Genomic DNA, 19726 nt, shown 5'->3' on the forward strand with positions numbered 1-19726 from the left:
TTTTACCGTTACGCATGCGTCTCCTACCCTTGCGAATAGCGTTTGATGAGCTCCAAAGATTCTGCGCGACCGAGGGATTGGTCGAGTGCGCGCACAAATGCGAACCGCAGATCGCGAATCTGATCCGGATCCTCCACGGCCCCACCGAAAACCGCGCTCTCCACCCAGGTGAAGGTGGGAAGACTTTCGGAAGAGAAATCCAGCAGATGGAAACTCGAGCCGCCCAGCATCGCGCCGCGAGTCGCGGTGAACGGAATCACCCGCACCGAAATGGAATCCAGTTCGTCCAGCAGTGTTGCCAGATGTTCGAGTTGGCCGCGCAATACTTTCGGGCCGCCGATCTGCTGCAACAGGGTGGCCTCGCCGATCACCGCGGTGAGCTCCACCCGGTCGTCGCCGCGCAACCGTTCCTGCCGTTTCAGCCGCACCGCCACCAGCTGTTCCACCTGCACCGGGCGGATCATGACGTCGGCGCTGATCAGCGCCCGCGCGTATTCCTCGGTCTGCAGCAGGCCCGGCACCACCAGGCTGTCATAGCTGAGGATGCTCTCCGCGCCCAGCTCCATGCCGTAATACCGTTGCAGCTCAGGCCCGATCAGCGCCGAAGACTTGGCCCACCAGCCGCGCTCCTTGCTGAGCAGCAGCAGCTCCAGCAGTTCGTCGCGCTCCTCGCCCTCCACCTCGAGCAGCTCCAGCACCGGGCCGATGGTGGTCGTGGTGAGGACGCGGCGCCCCTTCTCCACATGCGACCAGTTGGCCGGGGTGAAGCCGACGTGCTTGGCGAACGTCGCCGAATCGAAGCCGCACTGCTCGCGTAATTCACGCAGCCGCAGGACCAGCTCCCACCGGGCGACGGTAGGCGAGACGGGTGCCACGGCCACCGATGCTACGCCGCGAAACTCGCTGGCGTGTGACTATTGTCATAGTGATTGCGCGGGCTTACTGTCGGTAGCAGGAGGTTCGCCATGAGCGCGCTGGACCCGTCGACGTACACCGCCACCCAGGAAGCGCTGGCCCGGTGCAGACGTTACCGCAAGGAACACGGGCTATACGGCGTGGTGGATTCGACGCTGGGCCGAATCATGTTGGAGGTCGGGGCCGTCAGCGCCGTGACCATGCCCGCCGAGCTGGGCCGCAGGGTCCGCGACCAGCTCACCGCGCGACAGCGCCGCGGTCCGGTCATCGCCCATCCGCGCTCCGGCCGCTGGACCTTCCTCACCGGGCCCAGCGACGATTCGTATCTCGACATGGCGCTGTTCTCGGACCTGTTCCGAGATTGCGCGGCCGTAGCGCAGCCCGGCAGCACCATCGTGCTGCCCTCACCCACCGATGAGCACAACGCCTACCGCACCTGGATTCACCCGCCCGAAGGGGACTTTCGCCCGGAACTGTCGGAAGTGCTGGCCGCCGTACGCGAATGCCACCCGGGGGCAGCGGGATCCACTACCGGCGGCGTCAGCGCGTCGGAACCGGTGTGAGCGTCACGCTGAACTTGTCCTCCAGCCGCTGATCGAACTCGCGCTGGCACTGATCGACCTTGGCCTGATCGCCGTTCGCGTCGCGGACGCAGTCCAGGAAGTCGGTGGCGCCGGTGTCCTTGAACACCGTCCACACCAGCACGCCGATCACCACGCCGCCGATCAGGCTGATCACACCCATGATCGCGCCCGCCAGCGCCATCCCGAAGCCGCCGGCCGTCCCGCGGCGGGCCTTCATCACCGCGATCAGGCCCAGCACGATGGCCACCACGCCGCAGATCACGCCGACGATGGTGAACAGGACGGTCCAGAACGTCAGCAGACCGATGACGCCGAACACCAGGGCGGTGATCGCCATGCCCTTGCGCTGCGGCGACTCCTGCCAGTACTGCCCACCGCCCGGCGGCGGATAGTTGCCCGGCGGCGGGTACGCACCCGGCGGGTAGTTCCCCGGCTGCCCTTGCGGCGGGTACTGACCGTACTGGTCCGGCGGCGGGTACTGATTCATAGGCCGATGCTATTGCCCGCCGAGCCGGGCATGCATTTCCCACACCAGGATCTCCGACGGCAGGTTGGCCGTGACCCGCTGGCCGCCGCTGCGGGCCAGCCGGACGGCGTCACCCTCGTACAAGGTCCCCGCGCCCTCCATCTCCACCTCGCCGCGTGCGACGAAAACGTGCAGGTAGGGGGCCTCGGGTAGGCGGATCTCGGCGCCCTCGCCGGGCATCCGGGCCACGTGCATGGCGGAATGACTGCTGGCGATGGCGATGGCCGTGCGGTCGCGGTAGCGGGGCAGGCCCGAGGCCACCGTGACCAGGTCGCCGCTCGCGAGTTCGGCGTCGATCTCCAGCTGCTGGTAGCCGGGGGTCAGCCCGGAGTCGTCGGGCACCACCCACATCTGCACGAAATGCACCGGCTCCTGGTGTTCGGGCGCATTGCTGAGCCGCCAGGAGTCGTTCTTCTCCGAGTGCAGGATGCCGGTGCCGGCGCTCATCCGCTGGGCCAGGCCCGGATAGATGACGCCGTTGTGGCCCAGAGAATCCTGATGCACCAGGCTGCCGCTCAACACCCAGGTGACGATCTCCATGTCCCGGTGCGGATGGGTCTCGAACCCCTCGCCGGGCAGGACGATGTCCTCGTTGTTGACCAGCAGCAGGCCGTGATGGGTGTTGTCGGGATCGTAGTGTTCTCCGAAGGAGAAAGAATGCTTCGAATCCAGCCACGCCACACGGGTTTTCATGCGGTCGCCGCCACGATGGATATCGATGTGTGGTGTCGTGAGGGTGGACACCGCCGTACTCCTCTCACCGGCGAGCACCGATCGGATTCCAGGGTAGGGGCCGATACAGCGGCCCAACTTGAATTCCGGGTTAAATTCTAGCGTGCGGGCAGCGCTGCCCCACCTGCCGCCGACCAGGTACTACGCTTCCGGCAATCGGCCCGGGCAAATGCCCGGCGATTGTCCGGGCGCCCGGTCGCCATGTTCCCGGATCCCGCCCCGACCATCAGCGGGTTTCGGTCGGCGACCGTATCATGATGTGCCGCAAGCGAAACGGGAGGGAGAGCAGGGGGATGCGACCCGAGGTACTCGCGGGCATCGAGCGTGAACTCCGGCAGCAGGCCGAGAGCGAGGGGATCGCTCATTTCGTCATGGGCGTGGCCGTCTTCCGGGACGGCAAACTCCTGGTCGTACGGCGTGTCGAGGAAGGCTCGCACGCGGGGATGTGGGAACTGCCGGGCGGTGGCGTGGAATCGGGGGAGACCTTCGCCGATTGCGTGGCCCGCGAGCTGTTCGAGGAGACCGGGCTGCGGGTCGTGAACGTCACCGATGTGCTGGGCGGCTTCGACTACGCCACCCGCACCAAGTCGCGGGTCCGCAAATACAGCTTCGTGGTCGAGGCCGAACCCGGCGAGATCCGGCTCGACCCCCTCGAACACGACCGCTACCAGTGGATCGATTCCGACACCGTCGACAACCTGCCCATGGCCGATGACATGCGCGCCGCCGTGTTCGCCCTGGTGACCACGCACCCGTCCCGGTGACCGCGCCCCCGCCCGCCGAGCCGCGCACCCGGCTCGCCGCGGTGACGGCCGCGCTGCGCGAGAACCCGGGCACCCTGCGCCTGACCATGGTCCGGCTCACCGGGCAGTTCGGCGACGGCATGTTCCAGGCCGCGTTGTCCGGCGCGATCCTGTTCAACCCCGAGCGGCAGACCGATCCGCTGGCCATCGCCGGGGGCTTCGCCGCGCTGCTGCTGCCGTATTCGATCATCGGACCGTTCGCGGGCGCGCTGCTCGACCGCTGGGACCGCCGCCGGGTGCTGCTGTACGCCAACCTGCTGCGGGCCGTGCTCATCGTGGCGACCGCCGCCGGGCTGCTGGCCGGGATCCGGGCCACGCCGCTCCTGCTGGGCGCGCTGGCCGTCGTCGGGGTGAGCCGCTTCGTCGGCGCGGGCGTGTCCGCGTCCCTGCCCAAGGTGCTGTCCCAGCGCTGGCTGGTCCCGATGAACTCGGTGCTGGCGACGGTGGCGTCCGGGTGCGCGATTCTCGGCGCGGGCCTGGGGTTCTCGCTCATCGGCGTGATCGGGGCGGGTGACTTCGCGTCTGCGGTCGCGACCGCCGCCAGCGCCTCGGGCTCGATCGTGAGCGGGCTCGTGGTGGCCGGATTCCGGCCCCGGGCACTGGGTCCCGACCGGGACGGGCCCGCTGGCGACACCGTGGGCGGGCCCACCGGCGACACTGTGGGCGGGCTCGCCACCGTACGGGCCATCGCCGCCGGACTGCGCCGGGGCGCCACCGCGGCCTGGGGGTCACGGGACGTGACCACCGCGTTCCTCGGGATCGGCGCGCACCGCATCGTGTTCGGCGCGGACACCCTGCTCATGGTGCTGGCACTGCGCCGCGGCGACGAGTCCGCGGTCGGCATCCACCTCGCCAAGTTCAGCGCGGCCATCACCGCGACCGGGGCGGGACTGGTGACCGCGGCCGTGGTGGCGCCGTTCCTGATTCCGCGGCTGGGCCGCCCGCGCACCGTGGTGAGCTGCCTGGTGGCCGCGATCATCGTGCAGCTGACCCTGGTCACGCCCATCACCGTCGCCACCGGCGGGACCGAGCGGCGGGCGGAACTGCTGCTGCTCGCGGCGGCCTTCCTGCTCGGGCTGGCCGGGCAGGTCATCAAGCTGACCGGCGACGCGGCCATGCAGATCGAGATCGACGACACCCACCGCGGCCAGGTGTTCGCGCTGCAGGACACGATCTTCAACATCACCTTCGTGCTGGCCCTGGCCGGGACCGCGCTGCTGATCCCGGCGGACGGGCGCTCCCCGGCGGTGGTGGTGGCCGCGGCCGCCGTCTACGCCTGCGGAATCGTCGCCATCGGGGCGAATTGCCGGCGACGGACGGGTCCGTCCGCGGCATAGGTATCGGCTCGATCACACCGGCCCGGCGACACGCGGCAGCGCTCTGTCGGATCCGGCCGGGCCCGATACCGTGGATTCAATGACTGCGCGGCGCTCCGAAGCACCTGCGGCACTGGCACTCTCCAGCCTGGCGATGGCCGGGGTCATGATGCTGCCCGGCGTGCCCGCCACCGCGAACGCCCTGGCGCCCTGGGCTCCGCCGCCGCTGAACGCCTGCGGCGAAACGGGATTCGATCCGCTGGCCCGGGAACCGAATCCGGACCTGCCGCCACCGCCACCGGCGCCCGTGGACACCACCATCCACATCCAGCTCCCGGTCCCGAAGTTCACGCCGGTCCCGATCCCCGGACCCCGGCAGAACAACACCCGCATCGACCCGCCGCCACTGCCCGCGGACCCGTGCATCAACCCGTGCCCGGACATTCGCACCGACCAGAGCCCGCGGCCCGAGAACCTCCCGCCCGAGACCGAACCCGCCGAACCGGGCGACGACGAGGACGTCACCGGCGCGCCGCCCCCCACCGAGCCGGCGCCCGAACCCGCGCCCCCGCCGCCGGCAAACAGCGGATCGGGCGGAATCCCATTGCCGCGGCTCCAGATCGATCAGGTCCCCGAGACCATCCCGATCCCGATCCCCGGCGGGGAGCCCCCCGCACCACAGCCGCAGCCCGCACCGGCCGTGCCGTCCCTGGCGCCCGCGCCGGTCGCCGCGCCCGTCGCTCCTGTCGCACTCGACGAGCTGGAGCTGGTGAACCAGGTGACCGGGCACGGGTCCAGCAACCGCACCGACATGCGCTGGTCGGTCGACGGCACGGACCTCGGCCTGATGTGGGAAACCGAGCCCGGGCGGATCGCCGTCGTGTTCGGCGACACCTTCGGCAAGGGCTGGGAGCCGGTCGGGGCGGGCACCGGGGACCAGGACTGGCGCAGCAACGCCATCGCCTTCAGCACCGAACGCGACCTGTCCAAAGGCTTGGTGCTGGATACCTTCGCCCAGGACAGCCGCTGCCACGCCGCCGAGATCCTGGCCAGCCGCAAGGTCGACAACTTCGAGATCACCACCATTCCCACCTCGGGATTCGCGCTGCACGGCCGGCAGTACCTGACCTATATGTCGGTGGCGCGATGGAGCCGCCTGAAGCCGGGCATGTGGTGGACCACTCTGGGCGGGCTGGCCTGGTCCGACGACGGCGGCGACACCTGGACCAAATCCGAATGGGCGCGCTGGGACAATGTTTTCGGACTCGGGCGGTTCCAGGTCATGGCGATGACCCCGCACGACGGGTACGCCTACATGTTCGGCACGCCCAACGGCCGGTTCGGCACCATCGCGCTGGCCCGGGTGCCCAGCGATCAGGTGCTCAACAAGTCGGCGTACCAGTACTGGATCGGCAACACCTGGGTGCCCGCGTTCGGACCCGACGAATTGCTCGCCACGCCGGTGGTTTCCGGGACCGCGGGGGAGGTGTCGGTGCGGTACGACGCGTCGACGCGGCGGTGGCAGATGCTGTACCTGGACCTCGACCGGGGGGCGCTGGTGCTGCGCACCGCCGCCGAACCGCAAGGGACGTGGACCGATCCGGTGACACTGGTCGACACCCGCGAATATCCCACCACTTACGGCGGATTCATTCATCCCTGGTCGAGGGGGAACGATCTGTACTTCACCATGTCGGCGTGGAACAGCTACAACGTGTACCTCATGCACGCGAAACTGAAGTAGTGCGGTGGAATCCGTGCAGGCGCACGGTCACTCGATGCGGCGGAAGCGCAGCGGCTGCCCGGGCCTGGCCTGCGCCACCATGTCCACGTCGGCGTCCACCACCACCGCGATCACCGGGTAGCCCCCGGTGATCGGGTGATCCGCGAGGAAGACCACGGGCTGACCGCTGGGCGGCACCTGCACCGAGCCCAAGGCCATACCCTCCGTGGGCAATTCGCCGGCGACGCTGCGCTGCAACGCGGGCCCGCGCCGCCGGTCCAGCCGTGCGCCGATCCGGTCGGTGTCCGGGGACACCGTCCACTCGCCCGCGAAAAGCGCTCCGGCATCGGTGAACCAATCGGCGCGCGGGCCGGGCACCGCGCGCACGGTGAGCAGGTCGTTGCCCAGCGCCGGAACCGGCGCGACATCGACGATCGGCAGCGCGCGCGGTGGCGGGCCCACCGGCAGCAGATCACCCGGGCGCAGGGGTTCGGGGCCGATGCCGGAGAGGGTGTCGCGGCTGCGGGAACCCAGCACCGGCGAGACCTCGATCCCGCCGCGCACCGCTACATAGCTGCGCAGGCCGATGGCGGCGAGCCCCAGCCGAAGCCGTTGGCCCTCCTCGATTTCCAGCACACTGGCCGTGCCCATCGGGCGGTCGTCGACGGTGACGGGGGCGGACGCGCCGGTCACGGCCACCGTGACATGCCGCTGGGCCACGAGTTCCAGCCCGCCCAGCAGCACCTCGATGCCCGCGGCGCCCTCGGAGTTGCCGACCAGTCGATTCGCCAGCCGTAGCGAGGCCCGGTCCGCGGCCCCGGCCGCGCCCACCCCGGAGTCGAACCAGCCCGGACGGCCCAGATCCTGAATGGTGGCCAGCGGCCCCACCCGATCGACCCGCAATGCGCTCATGACCTACCTCCCCGCGTCGACGAACCGGACCGGCGTCCCCGCGCGCACGAGGGCGGGCGGATCCCGGTCCACATCCCACATCGATGAATCGGTGGTGCCGATCAACTGCCACCCGCCCGGGCTGCGGCGCGGGTAGACGGCCGAATAGCCGCCCGCCAGGGCCACCGCGCCCGCCGGGATCGCGGTCCGCGATTGGGTGCGCCGCGGCACGGTCAGCCGGGCGTCGGGTGATTCCAGATAGCCGAAGCCGGGTGCGAAACCCACGAAGGCGCAACGCCATACGGTCCCGGTGTGCTGGGCGACGACCTCGGTCTCGGACAGGCCGAGCAGACGCGCGACCTCGGGCAGATCCTCGCCGTCGTAGCGAACGGGGATCACGACCGGTTCGCGTGGCGCGGCCCGCTCACCACGATCGCCCACGACGCCCTCCCGACTCCAGCCGTCGAGGGTGGAAGGCCTCGCCGGTGACCGCCGATCACCGGCGCCGACCCGGGCCGCCGTGTCGAGCCGGTTCAGCAAGGCCAGCAACCGCTTTCGTACCGGCTCCAGCGACCGCGGCGAATCCAGGGTCACCAGCACGGTTTCGGCGGCGGGCAGCACATCCAGCACGCCGCGCGGCCGCGGCTCCAGCGCGGACACCAGCTCGGCGACCAGGGCGTGCAGCGGTGGAATCACCAGCAGCGCACGGTCACCCGCCGCCCGCACCTCGCCGGCGGTGTCGATCTGTCCGGGATCGGTCATGGCGCACCATCCCCGGTCAGGTGAAAGCCCGGACGGGCGTGCCGGATTCGTCGAGCGCCGCGCGGATCCGGCGGGCCATCTCGACCGCCGCCGGAGTGTCGCCGTGCACGCAGATGCTGGCCGCCGTCACCGCCACCGTGCCGCCGTCCACGGCCGCCGCCTTGCCGTCCCGGGCGATCGACAGCGCCTGGGCCACCGCCGCGTCCGCGCCGAGCACGGCGCCCGGCAGCCCGCGCGGGGCGAGCAGACCCTCCGGCGTGTAGGCGCGATCGGCGAAACCCTCACCGACGAACGGAGTTCCGGCGGCCGCGGCCGCGTGCTCGAGTTCCGTGCCCGCCGGGCCCAGCAGGGCCAGAGCGGTGTCGAAGTCACGCAGCGCCGCGACGATCGCGTCGGCCAGCGCCCGGTCGGCCGCCGCCTGGTGATACAGCGCGCCATGGGGTTTCACGTAGCGAACCCGGTCCCCGGCCGCGACGGCGAAGCCCGCCAGCGCGCCGATCTGATACAGCGTCTCGTCCCGCAGGTCGGCCGGGGTGACGGCGATGGCGCGGCGGCCGAACCCGGCCAGATCCCGATGGCCCACGTGCGCGCCGATCCGGACACCCTTCTCCACAGCCAGGGCGCAGGTGCGGCGCATGATGGCCGGATCGCCCGCGTGGAAGCCGCAGGCGATGTTCGCGCTGGTGACCACGTCCAGCATGGCGGCGTCATCGCCCATGGCCCAGTCGCCGAAACCCTCGCCGAGGTCGCTGTTCAGATCCAGCGTCATCCGCGTCCTCCCGCTGTCGTCGTGATCCGATTGTGGGCGCACCCGCATCCGGCGACAAGAATGTCACGACAGAAACTGTGTCATGGATCACAGCGCCGTGCGGCCGGTTCCGGCGGCGCTCCCGGCGTCAATACGCGTAGACGTCAATACGCGTAGACGTCCACTTCGGTCGCCTTCACCGCGAAATACACCCGCATACCGGGGGCCACGCCCAGCCGGGCCACGGCGGCCGGAGTCAGATCGGCCGCCAGGCCCGCGGCCGCCCCCGGGCCGTCCATCGCGCGTACCCGCACGATCCCGCCGTGATCCTCCAGCTCGGACACGGTCACCCGGAACACATTGCGGGGACTGCCCTCCGGATGGTCCCGATGCACCGCCACTGCGGCGGGCGAGAACACCGCCGCGGCGTCGCCACCGGGCGTCCACTCGTCCTCGGCCCGGCCGAAAACCTCGGCGCGCCCATCCGTCACGGCGCCCAGCCCCGCACTGTCCCCGGGCGCCGCCGTACCGAGAATCAGGTTCACCCCGGCGATCCGGGCCGCGAAACGGCTGCGCGGACGCGCGAGAACCTCGGTGACGGAACCGGATTCGATGACCCGGCCGGACTCGATCACGACGACCCGATCCGCCAGGGTGACCGCGTCGATGATGTCGTGGGTGACCAGAATCGTGGCCGTGGGACGCGCGTCGGCGAAGGCCGCGTCATCACCGTGCGGGCGCAGCACCTTGCGCAACAACGCCCGCATGGCCGGGGCCGCGGTCACATCCAAGGCCGCCATGGGTTCGTCCAGCAGCAGCACCCGCGGATGCACGGCCAGTGCCCGGGCCAGGGCCACCCGCTGCGCCTGGCCGCCCGACAGGGAATCGGGCGAACGGTTCGCCAGGTCCTCCGCCTCGACCGCCCGCAACCACTCCCGCGCGAGCGTCACCGCGGCCTTGCCGCGCATGCCGCGGCTCCGGGGGCCGAACGCGACATTCGCCTCCACCGACAGATGCGGGAACAGCAGGGCATCCTGCGCCAGCAGGGATACACCCCGCTGATGCGGCGGCACCGCAAGACGTTTCGAGGTATCGGTCAGCGCACGCCCGTCGAGCCGGACATATCCCTCGTCCGGAACGGCCAGGCCCGCGACCACATCCAGCAGACTCGACTTGCCCGCGCCATTGGGGCCGAGGACCGCCAGCACCGCACCGGCCGGAACCTCCACGGCCACCTGGACATCCCGCTCGTGCAGCCGGGCGGACACCTCGAGCCCGGTCACGGCGTCAGCTCTCCCAGCAGGGCGCCCAGGTGGCGGGGCGCGGGGGAGCCGTGCGCGAGCATCGCGTCGTGCCAGTCCCGCAGGGGAGTCGCGGCGGGGCGCGCGGCGGCCAGGGCGGCCACCTCGGTGTAGCCGACGAAATAGGTGGAGAGCTGGGTGGAGGTGAGCAGGGTGCGACGCCATTTGCCGACGGCCTCGCCCTCCTCCTGGAAGCCGCGGTCGAGCATCAAGCGCATGGCCTCGGACTCGGTCATGGCGTCACAGTGCACCGACTGGTCCAGGATGGCGTTGATGGTCATGCGGAGGTGGGACTTCAACTGCTGCAATCGGACCGGGAGCCCGCCGAAACCGGTGTCGGCCATGAGTTTCTCGGTGTAGACGGCCCAGCCCTCGATGAACGTCCCGCTCGCGCACAACGCGCGGACCGCGGTCGAACCGCGGAAGCGGCGAGCCCGCGCCAACTGGAGATAGTGACCGGGCATGGCCTCGTGCACGGTCAGATTGCGCATCATGTGGTCGTTGTATTCGCGATAGAACGACGTCGCCCGCTCCGGCGACCAGTCCTCCGGGGTCGGGGCGATGGCGAAGAAGGTGGGGAGCTCGGCGGTTTCGAGCGGACCCGCCGAATCGCAGTAGGCCACGGCCACCCCGCGCGCGAATTCCGGCATCTCCTGGATCACCAGGGGGTCCTCGACCAGCGACGCCAGGTCGTGCTCCCGGACGAAGGCGGTGGCCTCGGCGAGCGCGGCGGCGGCCACGGCCACCACCGTGTCGTTCGACGGGCGCTCGGCCGACACCCGCTCCAGCGCGCGGCGCACGGTGTCATCGTCGGGGTTCGCGACGCCGAGCAGTTCGCCCGCCGCCGAACGGATCTCGCCGGTCAGCCGCTCGAGATGACGGTGGGCGCGGTCCAGGATCTCCCGCGAGCCCAGTTCGGTGTCGAGGGTGTGCCAGAGCCTGGCCTCCCACAGGCGACGGCCCAGGCACGGGTCACGGTCCGCGCCGTCGAGGCGACCGCCCAGCCAGGAGGTGAACTCCCTCAGTGCCGACACCGCGGCGGTGGCGGCGGGTTCGATCGCGAACCCGGGCGCCTCGGCGGCCAGCGCCGGCACCTGGTCGCGCACCAGCGCGGCCACCCCGTCGAACTGGCCGATCGCGGTCCCGACATGGACGCCCGGCATGTCACCGAGCACCGCGCGCGCCGTGGCCAGTGCGTCCGGGAGCGCGGTGAGCCGGGCGCGCAACGCCTCCAGCCGCACCTCGGCGGGAGCGAACGGGCGGGCGATCAGGTGATGCAGAAGCGGACCGGGATTGTGCACCAGCGGATTCCACTCGTGCTCACGGATCTCGGTGAGCTCGAAGAGCAGGCCGTCGACCCGCTGCTGCAGCAACGCCAGATCGACGCCGTCCTGCGGCGCGAGATCGTCGGGATCCACCTCGGCCAGCGTGTGCGAGGCGTCGCGCAGCAGGGCGACCCGCTCGGCCACCGCACCCGGCGACAGATCCGGCAACCGGCCATCGGCGCGATGATCGCCGACCTCGGCGGCCAGGTGCGGATCGGCGGTCAGCAGCGCATCGACGATGCGCTCGGCACGGGAGGCGAAGATCGGCGACATGGTGGTCACGTTAGCGTTCGCCGGTACGCGACCAGCACGATCACCGCGGCGACCAGCACCAGCAGCAGCGAAAGCGCCACCGCGGCATCCGGATCGGACTCCCGTTGCAGATAGATCTCCAACGGCAGGGTTCGGGTCCGACCCTGCAGACTGCCCGCGAAGGTGAGGGTCGCGCCGAACTCGCCCAGCGCCCGCGCGAACGCCAGCACCGTCCCCGACACCAACGCCGGGCGCAGCAGCGGCAAGGTCACCCGCCACCACACCACCGACGGCCGCGCGCCCAGGGTCGCCGCGATCCGCTCGTACCGGTCGCCCGCGGTGCGCATCGCGCCCTCCAGCGTGATCACCAGGAACGGCAGCGCGACGAACGTCTGCGCCAGCACCACCGCCGTCGTGCTGAACGCGATGCGGATGCCGAGCGACTCCAGCTCGCGGCCCACCAGACCGTGCCGTCCGAACAGATACAGCAGCGCCAGACCACCCACCACCGGCGGTAATACCAAGGGCAGCAACACCAGTGCGCGCAGCACCGGCATCGCCCGCCACCGGACCCGGGCCAGCACCGCCGCCATGGGCACGCCCAGCAGGACGCACAACACGGCGGCGGCCAGCGCGGTGCGCAGGCTCAGCTCCAGCGCCACCCGCGAGGACTCCGAGGTGATCAGGCCGAAGAAGTGCGACCAGTCCACCGCCCCGGTCAGGGCCACCAGCGGGCCGGCCACCAGCACGAAGCCGATGGCCGCCGGCAGCAGCAACCAGACCGGGAGACGCATCACGGCTGCCCGAAACCGGCCTGCTGCAACGCCTTCCGACCGTCCGGTCCGGTGACCAGGGCGACGAAGTCCTTCGCCGCGGCAGCGTTCTTGGAATCCGCCACCGCCGCGATCGGGTAGGTGTTCACGGCCTTGGCGGATTCGGGGAAGTTCACGGTGGTGACCTTGGCGCCCGCGCCCGCCGCGTCGGTGACGTAGACCAGCCCGGCGTCGGCCTGACCCGAGGTCACCTTGGCCAGCACGTCGGTCACCGAGGACTCCTCGCTCACCGGCGAAATCGCCACTCCGGCATCGGCGGTCACCTTCTTGGTGGCCGAACCGCACGGCACCTGCGGCGCGCACACCACCAGCCGCAGACCCGCGTGCGACAGGTCGGCCAGCGCAGTGACATGCGCCGGATTACCCGGCGGCGTCACGATGGTCAGCACATTGGTGGCGAAAGTCTGCGGCTGGTCGGTGATCCTGCCGCCCTTCACCGCCTTGTCCATATTGTTCTGGTCCGCGGAGGCGAAGACGTCGGCGGGCGCGCCTTGATTCAACTGCGCCACCAGATCCGAGGAACCGGCGAAGGAGAACGTCACCTTCGTCCCCGGGTGCGCGGACTCGTACTGGGTGCCCAGCTGGGTGAACACCTGCTTCAGGGACGCGGCCGCGAACACGGTGACGGTCTTGGTCTCGGTGCTGTCCGACGAGGACCCGCACCCCGCGAGCAGGCCCGCGCCCAGGACGGCGGTGGCGGAGAAGGCCGCGCCGGACTTGAAACCTAGGCCGCGCCACCGGCTTCGGTCGCCGTCTCCACCACGACGGTGGTCGCCTTGACGCTCGCCCACGCCACGCTGCCGGGCTGCAGCCCCAGCTCGCGCACCGACTCGCTGCTCATCAACGACACCACTGTGAACGGTCCGCATTGCATCTCCACCTGTGCCATCACGGTATCGGCCACCACTCTGGTGACCAGTCCCGGAAACCGATTGCGCGCCGAACTGGCGCTACCCATCCGGGTCTGCGGCGTGCGGGCCTGCTCGACAGCCAATTCCGCGAGCTCCCCGCCGTCCACCACCAGGCGACCGGACTCGTCCTTGCGGCCGGACAACACGCCGCCGTCGATCCAGCGGCGCACCGTGTCGTCGCTGACGCCGAGCAGCTGCGCGGCGTCACGAATCCGTATTTCGGGCATGACAGGAAGGATATAGCCGCAACTACGGAGATATCAATCCAATCCATCCGCAAGTACGGATGACAAGAGGTCTCCGAGTGTTCCTGTTCACCTTCGCGCCGCTGGCGTCGCCGCCGGCGGCCAGTACGCTCGAAGCAATCATGGCCACGTATTTCGATCCGAAGGCCTGGTCACCCCTGCGCGCGGTGGACCTGGGCATGGACCTCGGAAGACGCTTGTTCGACCAGGTCTGGGTGGAGCAGTGGACGAGCTTCACCAGCGCCTGGCTCGAACCGGCCGCCGACTTCGGGTCCGGAACCGTCACCGCGCTGATGCCCGACGTCCTCATGACCCTGCTGTCCGAAGGCATCCTGAGCCAGTTCGGCGGCCAGGAGGTCAGCGCCACCCTGCTCGGCAGCGATATGCGAGCCACCCTGCACACGCTCAAGGTGCGGCGGCGCGGCGCGCACTTCCAGGCCAAGACCGTGCTCACCGGCCTGCTCTGGAACACCCACCCGATCGAGGAACTGACCGTCATAGCCCACGGGCTGCGGCTCATCCCCGGCGTCCCCACCAAGGTCCGCACCTCACAGCTCGACCTCACCGGCGTGATAACCCTTGCGGCACTGCTGGAATGGATCAACAGCTGGCAGCCCGACTGGGAACTGGAAACCGCCGACGACGGGCTGATCCTGGCCCGGCACCGGCGGCGCCGGATCCGGGCGCTGGCCTCGGCCGAGGTCAGCGACAACGTCCTGTCGATCACCGTGCACCGCGCGCACTGGCGAAAAGTCCGCGCGCCCAAACGATTCACCACGCTCAACCCGATCCCGCTGACCGGGCTGCCCAGTCAGGCTCGGATCAGCCGGGCCGAACTGGTCGGCGAGCACGTGTTCTTCCGCATCGACCTGCCGGGCATCACCGGCTCGTTCGATCTCGCGCAGATCCGATCGGCCATCGTCGCGGGGACGACCCTGATCATCTTCTGAGAGAACCCCACTCTCGGGACCCTCGAGGGCTCCGCCCCCGAACCCCTCAGACCTATTGCGTCGGCCACCATTCGAGTAGCGCGGCCTCCGCCTCATCACGCGTCATCGGGCCGCGGTCCAGGCGCAGTTCCTTCAGGAAACGCCACGCCTTGCCGACATCCGGGCCCGGCTTCAGATCCAGCAGCTCCATGATCGCGTTGCCGTCCAGATCCGGCCGCACCCGCGCCAGATCCTCCTGCTCGGCCAGCGCCGCGATACGCGTCTCCAGCCCGTCATAGGTCGAGCGCAGCGCGGCGGCCCGGCGCTTGTTGCGGGTCGTGCAGTCGGCGCGAACCAGCTTGTGCAGACGAGGAAGCAGGTCACCGCCGTCGGTCACGTAGCGGCGCACCGCCGAATCGGTCCACTGGCCCTTGCCATAGCCGTGGAAACGCAGGTGCAGGTACACCAGCCGCGCCACGTCCTCGGTGAACTGCTTCGGATACTTCAAGGCGCGCAGGCGCTTTCGCACCATCTTCGCGCCCACCACCTCGTGATGGTGGAAGCTGACGCCGCCGCCGGGCTCATTGCGCTTGGTCGGCGGCTTGCCGATGTCGTGCAGCAGGGCGGCCCAGCGCAGCACCAGGTCCGGATCGCCATCCTCCTGGTCGATGGCCTGGCGCAGCACGGTCAGCGAATGCTGGTAGACGTCCTTGTGCTGGTGGTGCTCGTCGATCTCCAGCTGCATGGCCGGAACCTCGGGCAGCACCTGCTCGGCCAGACCGGTCTCGACCATGATGTCGATGCCGTCGGTCGGGTACTCGCCGCCGATCAGCTTGTCCAGCTCGGTGCGCACCCGCTCCGCGGTGATGCGGTCGATCTCGGGAGCCATCTCCACGATCGCCGCCCGCACCCGCGGGGCCAGCTCGAAACCCAGCTGCGAGACGAAACGCGCGGCGCGCAGCATGCGCAGCGGATCGTCGGCGAACGAATCCTGCGGCAGCGCAGGCGTATCCAGGACACCGGCCAGCAGCGCCTCGACACCGCCCAGCGGGTCCACGAACTCCAGCTCGCCCAGCGAGCCGATCCGCACCGCCATGGCGTTCACCGTGAAGTCCCGGCGCACCAGATCACCCTCGAGGGTGTCGCCGAACGTGACCTCCGGATTGCGGGAGACCCGATCGTAGGCGTCGCTGCGGAACGTGGTGATCTCCAGTTGCTGGCCGTCCTTGGCCGCGCTCACCGTGCCGAAGGCCAGGCCGCCGGTATCCCACAGGTTGTCGGCCCAGCCGCGCATCAACTCCTGCACCACGTCGGGGCGGGCGTCGGTGGTGAAATCCAGATCGGTGCCGAGACGGCCGAGCACCGCGTCGCGGACGCTGCCGCCGACCAGATACAGCTGATGGCCGTGTGCGGCGAACAGTTCGCCGAGGGGAGTCAGCACATCGGAGAGCCTGCCGAGGGTTATCGCTGCCGCCGCCAGCAAACGAGTACGGCGATCGTCGACAAGCGCGGGGGGGCTGAGCGCTGCTTCCTCGGACTTCGGCGAAACCACGAAGACGCAGCTTAGTCGCACGTCGGCGCAATCCCGAATAGTGTCCCGCGACCCGGGGCGGGCATCCGGCGTGCCGCGCCACGACCGGTGTCTACCTGCTATGAGAGCCCTGTATATAGAGGAGCCACCGCGCTGGGGCGGGCGGAGCCGACCTCCCCTATAGACTGACGCAGTGTCCCCGGCCGATCGTGCGAACAGTCGACGCCGCCAGCCCCGGCGGCGTGGTTCGGCCGGTAATGCGGCGAAAGCTACCGGCGCGGCGAAACCGCGCATGCGCACCGTCCGCGAGACCTCCGCGGGCGGACTCGTGGTGGACGGTCTCGACGGCCCCAGCGAGAAGCGCTGCGCCGCCCTCATCGGACGCACCGACCGGCGCGGACGCCTGCTCTGGTCCCTGCCCAAGGGACACATCGAAGAAGGCGAGACCTCCGAGCAGACCGCCATCCGGGAGGTCCAGGAGGAGACCGGCATCCACGGCACCGTGGTCGCCGAACTCGGCAGCATCGACTACTGGTTCGTCACCGAGGGCCGGCGGGTACACAAGACCGTGCACCATTACCTGATGCGTTCACTCGGCGGTGAGCTCTCCGACGCCGACGTCGAGGTCACCAAGGTGGCCTGGGTTCCCTTGAGCGAACTGGACTCCCGGCTCGCCTACGCTGACGAACGCAGGCTGGCCGAGGTCGCCAACCGGCTGATCGACCGGATGGAGAACGGCAGACAATGACGCGTGCGGGATCGCGGCGCACGCTGCTGTCACTCGTCGCGGTAATGCTGGCGGTGCTCACGTCACTGGGAATCGGCCCGGGAATCGGCACGCCCATTGCCGCCGCCGAACCCACCGGCAGCGGTAGCGGACAGAACACTGGACCCAAATTCCTGAAACTGTCACTGGATTCGGTGACACCGACCGCCATCACGGCCGGCAGCGACCCCTACTTCGTGGTGTCGGGCACCGTGACCAATATCGGCGATCGGCCGGTCGACGACGTCAGCGTCCGCATCCAGCGCGGCGCGGCCGTCACCAACCCCAGCGCGTTGCGCACCACACTGCGCCTGGACCAGGCCAGTTACGACGTCACCGGCGAATTCCAGGACGTCGCAGACCGATTGACCGCCGGACAGCGCAAGCAGTTCAGCGTCACCGTCGCCCTGCACTCCGGAACCGAGCTGCCCGACGGCATCTCGTCGCTCAATATCGACGCGCCCGGCGTCTACCCGCTGCTGCTCAATGTGAACGGGCAACCCGCCTACGGCGGCCAGGCCCGCCTCGACGATGCCCGCTTCCTGCTGCCCGTGCTCGGCGTGCCCGGCGGCGCCGACGCCAAACACGCTCCCGGACAACCCGCCCCAGCCGTCGTCGACGCTCCGCCGGTCGCCACCACCCTGCTGTGGCCGCTGGCCGACCGGCCCCGGCTGGTCGCCGGGCAGCCCGGCGCACCCGACGCGCAAGCCCTGCTCACCGATGACGACCTCGCCGCCTCACTGGCCCAGGGCGGACGGCTCGACCAGCTGCTCTCCGCCCTGGAGAGCATCGTCAAGCCCGACAGCGCCCGCGACCGCAGCCTGATCAACGCGGTCTGCCTGGCCGTCGACCCCGACCTGCTCATCACCGTGTCCGACATGACCAGGGACTACCGGGTGCTGGCCAGCCCCTCCGACCCCGAAGGACCCACCCGGTCCGGTAGCGGCGGCCGGGCCGCCAAGGCGTGGCTGGAACGACTGCGCACACTCGCGCCGGGAATGTGCGTGACCGCACTGCCGTTCGCGCAGGTCGACCCGAACGCACTGGCCGCGGCCGGGGACGTCACGCTCGCCGACCGCGCGCTCAACGCGCCCGCCGACCTGGTCGACTCCGTACTCGGCGTGAAATCGGTGCGCGGCGTGGCCATTCCGGACGCGGGCACCGTCGACAACGAGGGCGCCGCGCTCTTCGCGCACCACGGCTTCACCACCACCGTGCTCGCCGACAACGCGGTCGCACCGGCCGACGGCCGCTCCAACCTGCTCACCGCCAAGACCCCGCCCGCGGCGCCCGGCGGCGCATCCGAAACCGGCGCCCCCGACGTGGTCACCCTGGCCGACGTCAGCCCGCCACCCGCCACCGGCACCACCACGCAGCCCGCACCCGCCGCCCCGCATGCCGCCACCTTCGACATCTGGGCCGCCACCGCGCTCGCCGCCATCGGATCCAACCCGCCCACCCCGCCCTTCACCCCGGACAAGGCCCGCTACGACGTCACCGTCGACTCCCGCGCCGCCCGGTTGCAAGACGCGCTCGGGGCCGTCGCGTGGACCGCGCTCAACCCACAGCCCGGCCGCCCGCGCTCCGCGCTGCTGGTGCCGCCGCAGCAGTGGGGGGCCAACCGGGACGAGGCCTCCTCGGTCCTCGCCCTGCTGGACCTGCAGCTGCGCAGCAACCTCGCCACCCCGCGACCGCTCACCGAACTGCTTGCGCAACAGCCCGATCCGCAGCCCTACACGCTCGACTATCTGGAACAGGCCGCCGACGACGCGGTCCCGGCGCACTACGCCGAACCCGTGCACCAGCAGGGCCAGCGCATCACCGAACTGATGAGCGCGCTGGTGGACGTGCCGCAGCAGGAACTCAGCCCGCGCGCCTTCCTCACCCCGCTGCGCGACGACCTGATCCGGGTGCTGTCGCTGACCGACCGCCGGTCCGGGGGCGCCGCCGCCGACACCAATGCCCAGCGGCGGCTGGACCAGACCACCAAAACCATGGACAACCTGTACGGATCGGTGACCGTGCTGCCGCCCGGCGGCGTCTACACCCTCGCCTCCGAACAGAGCCCGCTGCTGCTGGTCGCCCGCAACGACCTGCCGGTGGCCATCCGGGTGCGGTTCAAGATCAACGCGCCGGCCGAGACGAATATCACCGATATCGGCGAACAGCAGCTGCCCGCCAAGGGAAACCGGTCTTTCCAGATCCCGACCGAGGTCTCCGACAGTCGAAACCTGGCCATTCCCATCGGACTCAGCACGCCGGACGGCGTGCCGCTCGGCAACGCGGTCTCGGTATCGGTGCGATCCAACGCCTACGGTCAGGTGTTGGCAATAATTACGGCGAGCGCCTGTGCACTCCTGCTCCTGCTGGTCGGTCGCCGGCTCTGGCACCGCTTCCGCGGACAGTCCGATCCGGCCGACGAGGAGGGGTTCGACGCCGGCGCCGCCCACGGCCCCGAGCAGCACGGCCGCGGACGCAAGCGGGACATGAAACGACAGGAGGCACGGTGAGCGAGTACGGCGGGCCACGCTCATCCGGCCGACCGGAGGACTCATCGGGCCGGGCCGCAGGCCACCCCGGACATCACGAAGGACAGGCCGGGCGCCAGGACGGGCCCGACGGTCCGCCGCAGG

General features: G+C 70.2%; 19 protein-coding genes. 7 read left to right on the plus strand and 12 right to left on the minus strand.

Annotation, left to right across the window (positions count from 1 at the left end; all coding sequences use genetic code 11):
• Positions 1 to 23 precede the first annotated feature (23 nt).
• A complete protein-coding gene (locus ACFRAQ_RS23310) occupies positions 24 to 875 on the minus strand; it encodes a Scr1 family TA system antitoxin-like transcriptional regulator (RefSeq protein ID WP_379102924.1) in 852 nt (283 codons plus the stop codon).
• Positions 876 to 965: 90 nt separating this feature from the next.
• On the opposite strand from ACFRAQ_RS23310, the gene ACFRAQ_RS23315 reads away from it, so the two are divergent.
• A complete protein-coding gene (locus ACFRAQ_RS23315; protein WP_379102926.1) occupies positions 966 to 1478 on the plus strand; it encodes a hypothetical protein in 513 nt (170 codons plus the stop codon).
• On the opposite strand, the gene ACFRAQ_RS23320 is transcribed toward ACFRAQ_RS23315, so the two are convergent.
• Both ACFRAQ_RS23320 and ACFRAQ_RS23325 read right to left on the minus strand, forming a co-directional pair.
• A complete protein-coding gene (locus tag ACFRAQ_RS23320) occupies positions 1456 to 1986 on the minus strand; it encodes a DUF4190 domain-containing protein (RefSeq protein WP_379102928.1) in 531 nt (176 codons plus the stop codon). The genes ACFRAQ_RS23315 and ACFRAQ_RS23320 overlap by 23 nt on opposite strands.
• Positions 1987 to 1995: 9 nt before the next feature.
• On the minus strand, positions 1996 to 2769 hold the full coding sequence (locus tag ACFRAQ_RS23325; protein WP_379102930.1) for a pirin family protein: 774 nt from the start codon (positions 2767 to 2769) through the stop codon (positions 1996 to 1998).
• Between the two features lie 281 nt (positions 2770 to 3050).
• Between ACFRAQ_RS23325 and ACFRAQ_RS23330 the strand changes: the two genes are divergently transcribed.
• The 3 genes from ACFRAQ_RS23330 (at position 3051) to ACFRAQ_RS23340 (ending at position 6620) form a co-directional block, all read left to right on the plus strand.
• On the plus strand, positions 3051 to 3521 hold the full coding sequence (locus ACFRAQ_RS23330) for an NUDIX hydrolase (protein WP_379102932.1): 471 nt from the start codon (positions 3051 to 3053) through the stop codon (positions 3519 to 3521).
• Positions 3518 to 4897, plus strand: a complete 1380-nt coding sequence (locus tag ACFRAQ_RS23335) for a hypothetical protein (protein ID WP_379102934.1) — start codon at positions 3518 to 3520, stop codon at positions 4895 to 4897. Before ACFRAQ_RS23330 ends, ACFRAQ_RS23335 begins: the two co-directional genes overlap by 4 nt.
• A gap of 79 nt (positions 4898 to 4976) precedes the next feature.
• Positions 4977 to 6620 (plus strand): DUF4185 domain-containing protein, encoded by a 1644-nt coding sequence (locus tag ACFRAQ_RS23340; RefSeq protein WP_379102936.1) that lies wholly within the window; start codon positions 4977 to 4979, stop codon positions 6618 to 6620.
• 27 nt (positions 6621 to 6647) lie between these two features.
• On the opposite strand, the gene ACFRAQ_RS23345 is transcribed toward ACFRAQ_RS23340, so the two are convergent.
• The 8 genes from ACFRAQ_RS23345 to ACFRAQ_RS23380 form a co-directional block, all read right to left on the minus strand.
• Positions 6648 to 7511: a biotin-dependent carboxyltransferase family protein gene (locus ACFRAQ_RS23345; protein WP_379102938.1), complete on the minus strand. Its 864-nt coding sequence runs from the start codon at positions 7509 to 7511 to the stop codon at positions 6648 to 6650.
• Positions 7512 to 7514: 3 nt separating this feature from the next.
• On the minus strand, positions 7515 to 8252 hold the full coding sequence (locus ACFRAQ_RS23350) for an allophanate hydrolase subunit 1 (protein ID WP_379102941.1): 738 nt from the start codon (positions 8250 to 8252) through the stop codon (positions 7515 to 7517).
• Positions 8253 to 8268: 16 nt separating this feature from the next.
• Positions 8269 to 9021 (minus strand): LamB/YcsF family protein, encoded by a 753-nt coding sequence (locus ACFRAQ_RS23355; protein ID WP_379102943.1) that lies wholly within the window; start codon positions 9019 to 9021, stop codon positions 8269 to 8271.
• 143 nt (positions 9022 to 9164) lie between these two features.
• Positions 9165 to 10283 carry a sulfate/molybdate ABC transporter ATP-binding protein gene (locus ACFRAQ_RS23360; RefSeq protein WP_379102945.1) on the minus strand — a complete coding sequence of 373 codons (1119 nt, stop codon included), beginning with the start codon at positions 10281 to 10283 and terminating at the stop codon, positions 9165 to 9167.
• Positions 10280 to 11899, minus strand: coding sequence for a DUF885 domain-containing protein (locus ACFRAQ_RS23365; protein ID WP_379102947.1), 1620 nt, complete (start codon positions 11897 to 11899; stop codon positions 10280 to 10282). Before ACFRAQ_RS23365 ends, ACFRAQ_RS23360 begins: the two co-directional genes overlap by 4 nt.
• Positions 11900 to 11904: 5 nt before the next feature.
• Complete coding sequence (locus ACFRAQ_RS23370; protein WP_379102949.1) at positions 11905 to 12672, minus strand: ABC transporter permease; 768 nt, start codon at positions 12670 to 12672, stop codon at positions 11905 to 11907.
• On the minus strand, positions 12672 to 13397 hold the full coding sequence (gene modA / locus ACFRAQ_RS23375; protein ID WP_379103740.1) for a molybdate ABC transporter substrate-binding protein: 726 nt from the start codon (positions 13395 to 13397) through the stop codon (positions 12672 to 12674). Before modA ends, ACFRAQ_RS23370 begins: the two co-directional genes overlap by 1 nt.
• Before the next feature lie 38 nt (positions 13398 to 13435).
• Positions 13436 to 13849: a molybdopterin-binding protein gene (locus tag ACFRAQ_RS23380; RefSeq protein WP_379102951.1), complete on the minus strand. Its 414-nt coding sequence runs from the start codon at positions 13847 to 13849 to the stop codon at positions 13436 to 13438.
• Between the two features lie 140 nt (positions 13850 to 13989).
• Here ACFRAQ_RS23380 and ACFRAQ_RS23385 point away from each other — a divergent pair, with 140 nt between their 5' ends.
• The gene (locus tag ACFRAQ_RS23385) at positions 13990 to 14817 is read left to right on the plus strand and encodes a hypothetical protein (protein ID WP_379102953.1); all 828 of its coding nucleotides are present in this window, start codon (positions 13990 to 13992) and stop codon (positions 14815 to 14817) included.
• 52 nt (positions 14818 to 14869) lie between these two features.
• On the opposite strand, the gene ACFRAQ_RS23390 is transcribed toward ACFRAQ_RS23385, so the two are convergent.
• Positions 14870 to 16348, minus strand: a complete 1479-nt coding sequence (locus ACFRAQ_RS23390; RefSeq protein WP_379102955.1) for a CCA tRNA nucleotidyltransferase — start codon at positions 16346 to 16348, stop codon at positions 14870 to 14872.
• 172 nt (positions 16349 to 16520) lie between these two features.
• Here ACFRAQ_RS23390 and ACFRAQ_RS23395 point away from each other — a divergent pair, with 172 nt between their 5' ends.
• Complete coding sequence (locus ACFRAQ_RS23395) at positions 16521 to 17075, plus strand: NUDIX hydrolase (RefSeq protein ID WP_357088536.1); 555 nt, start codon at positions 16521 to 16523, stop codon at positions 17073 to 17075.
• Entirely contained in the window at positions 17072 to 19603 is a 2532-nt protein-coding gene (locus ACFRAQ_RS23400; protein ID WP_379102957.1) for a DUF6049 family protein, read from the plus strand. Before ACFRAQ_RS23395 ends, ACFRAQ_RS23400 begins: the two co-directional genes overlap by 4 nt.
• Positions 19604 to 19726 lie beyond the last annotated feature (123 nt).

This window comes from Nocardia sp. NPDC056611 (genome assembly GCF_042792755.1).
Lineage (GTDB): Bacteria > Actinomycetota > Actinomycetes > Mycobacteriales > Mycobacteriaceae > Nocardia.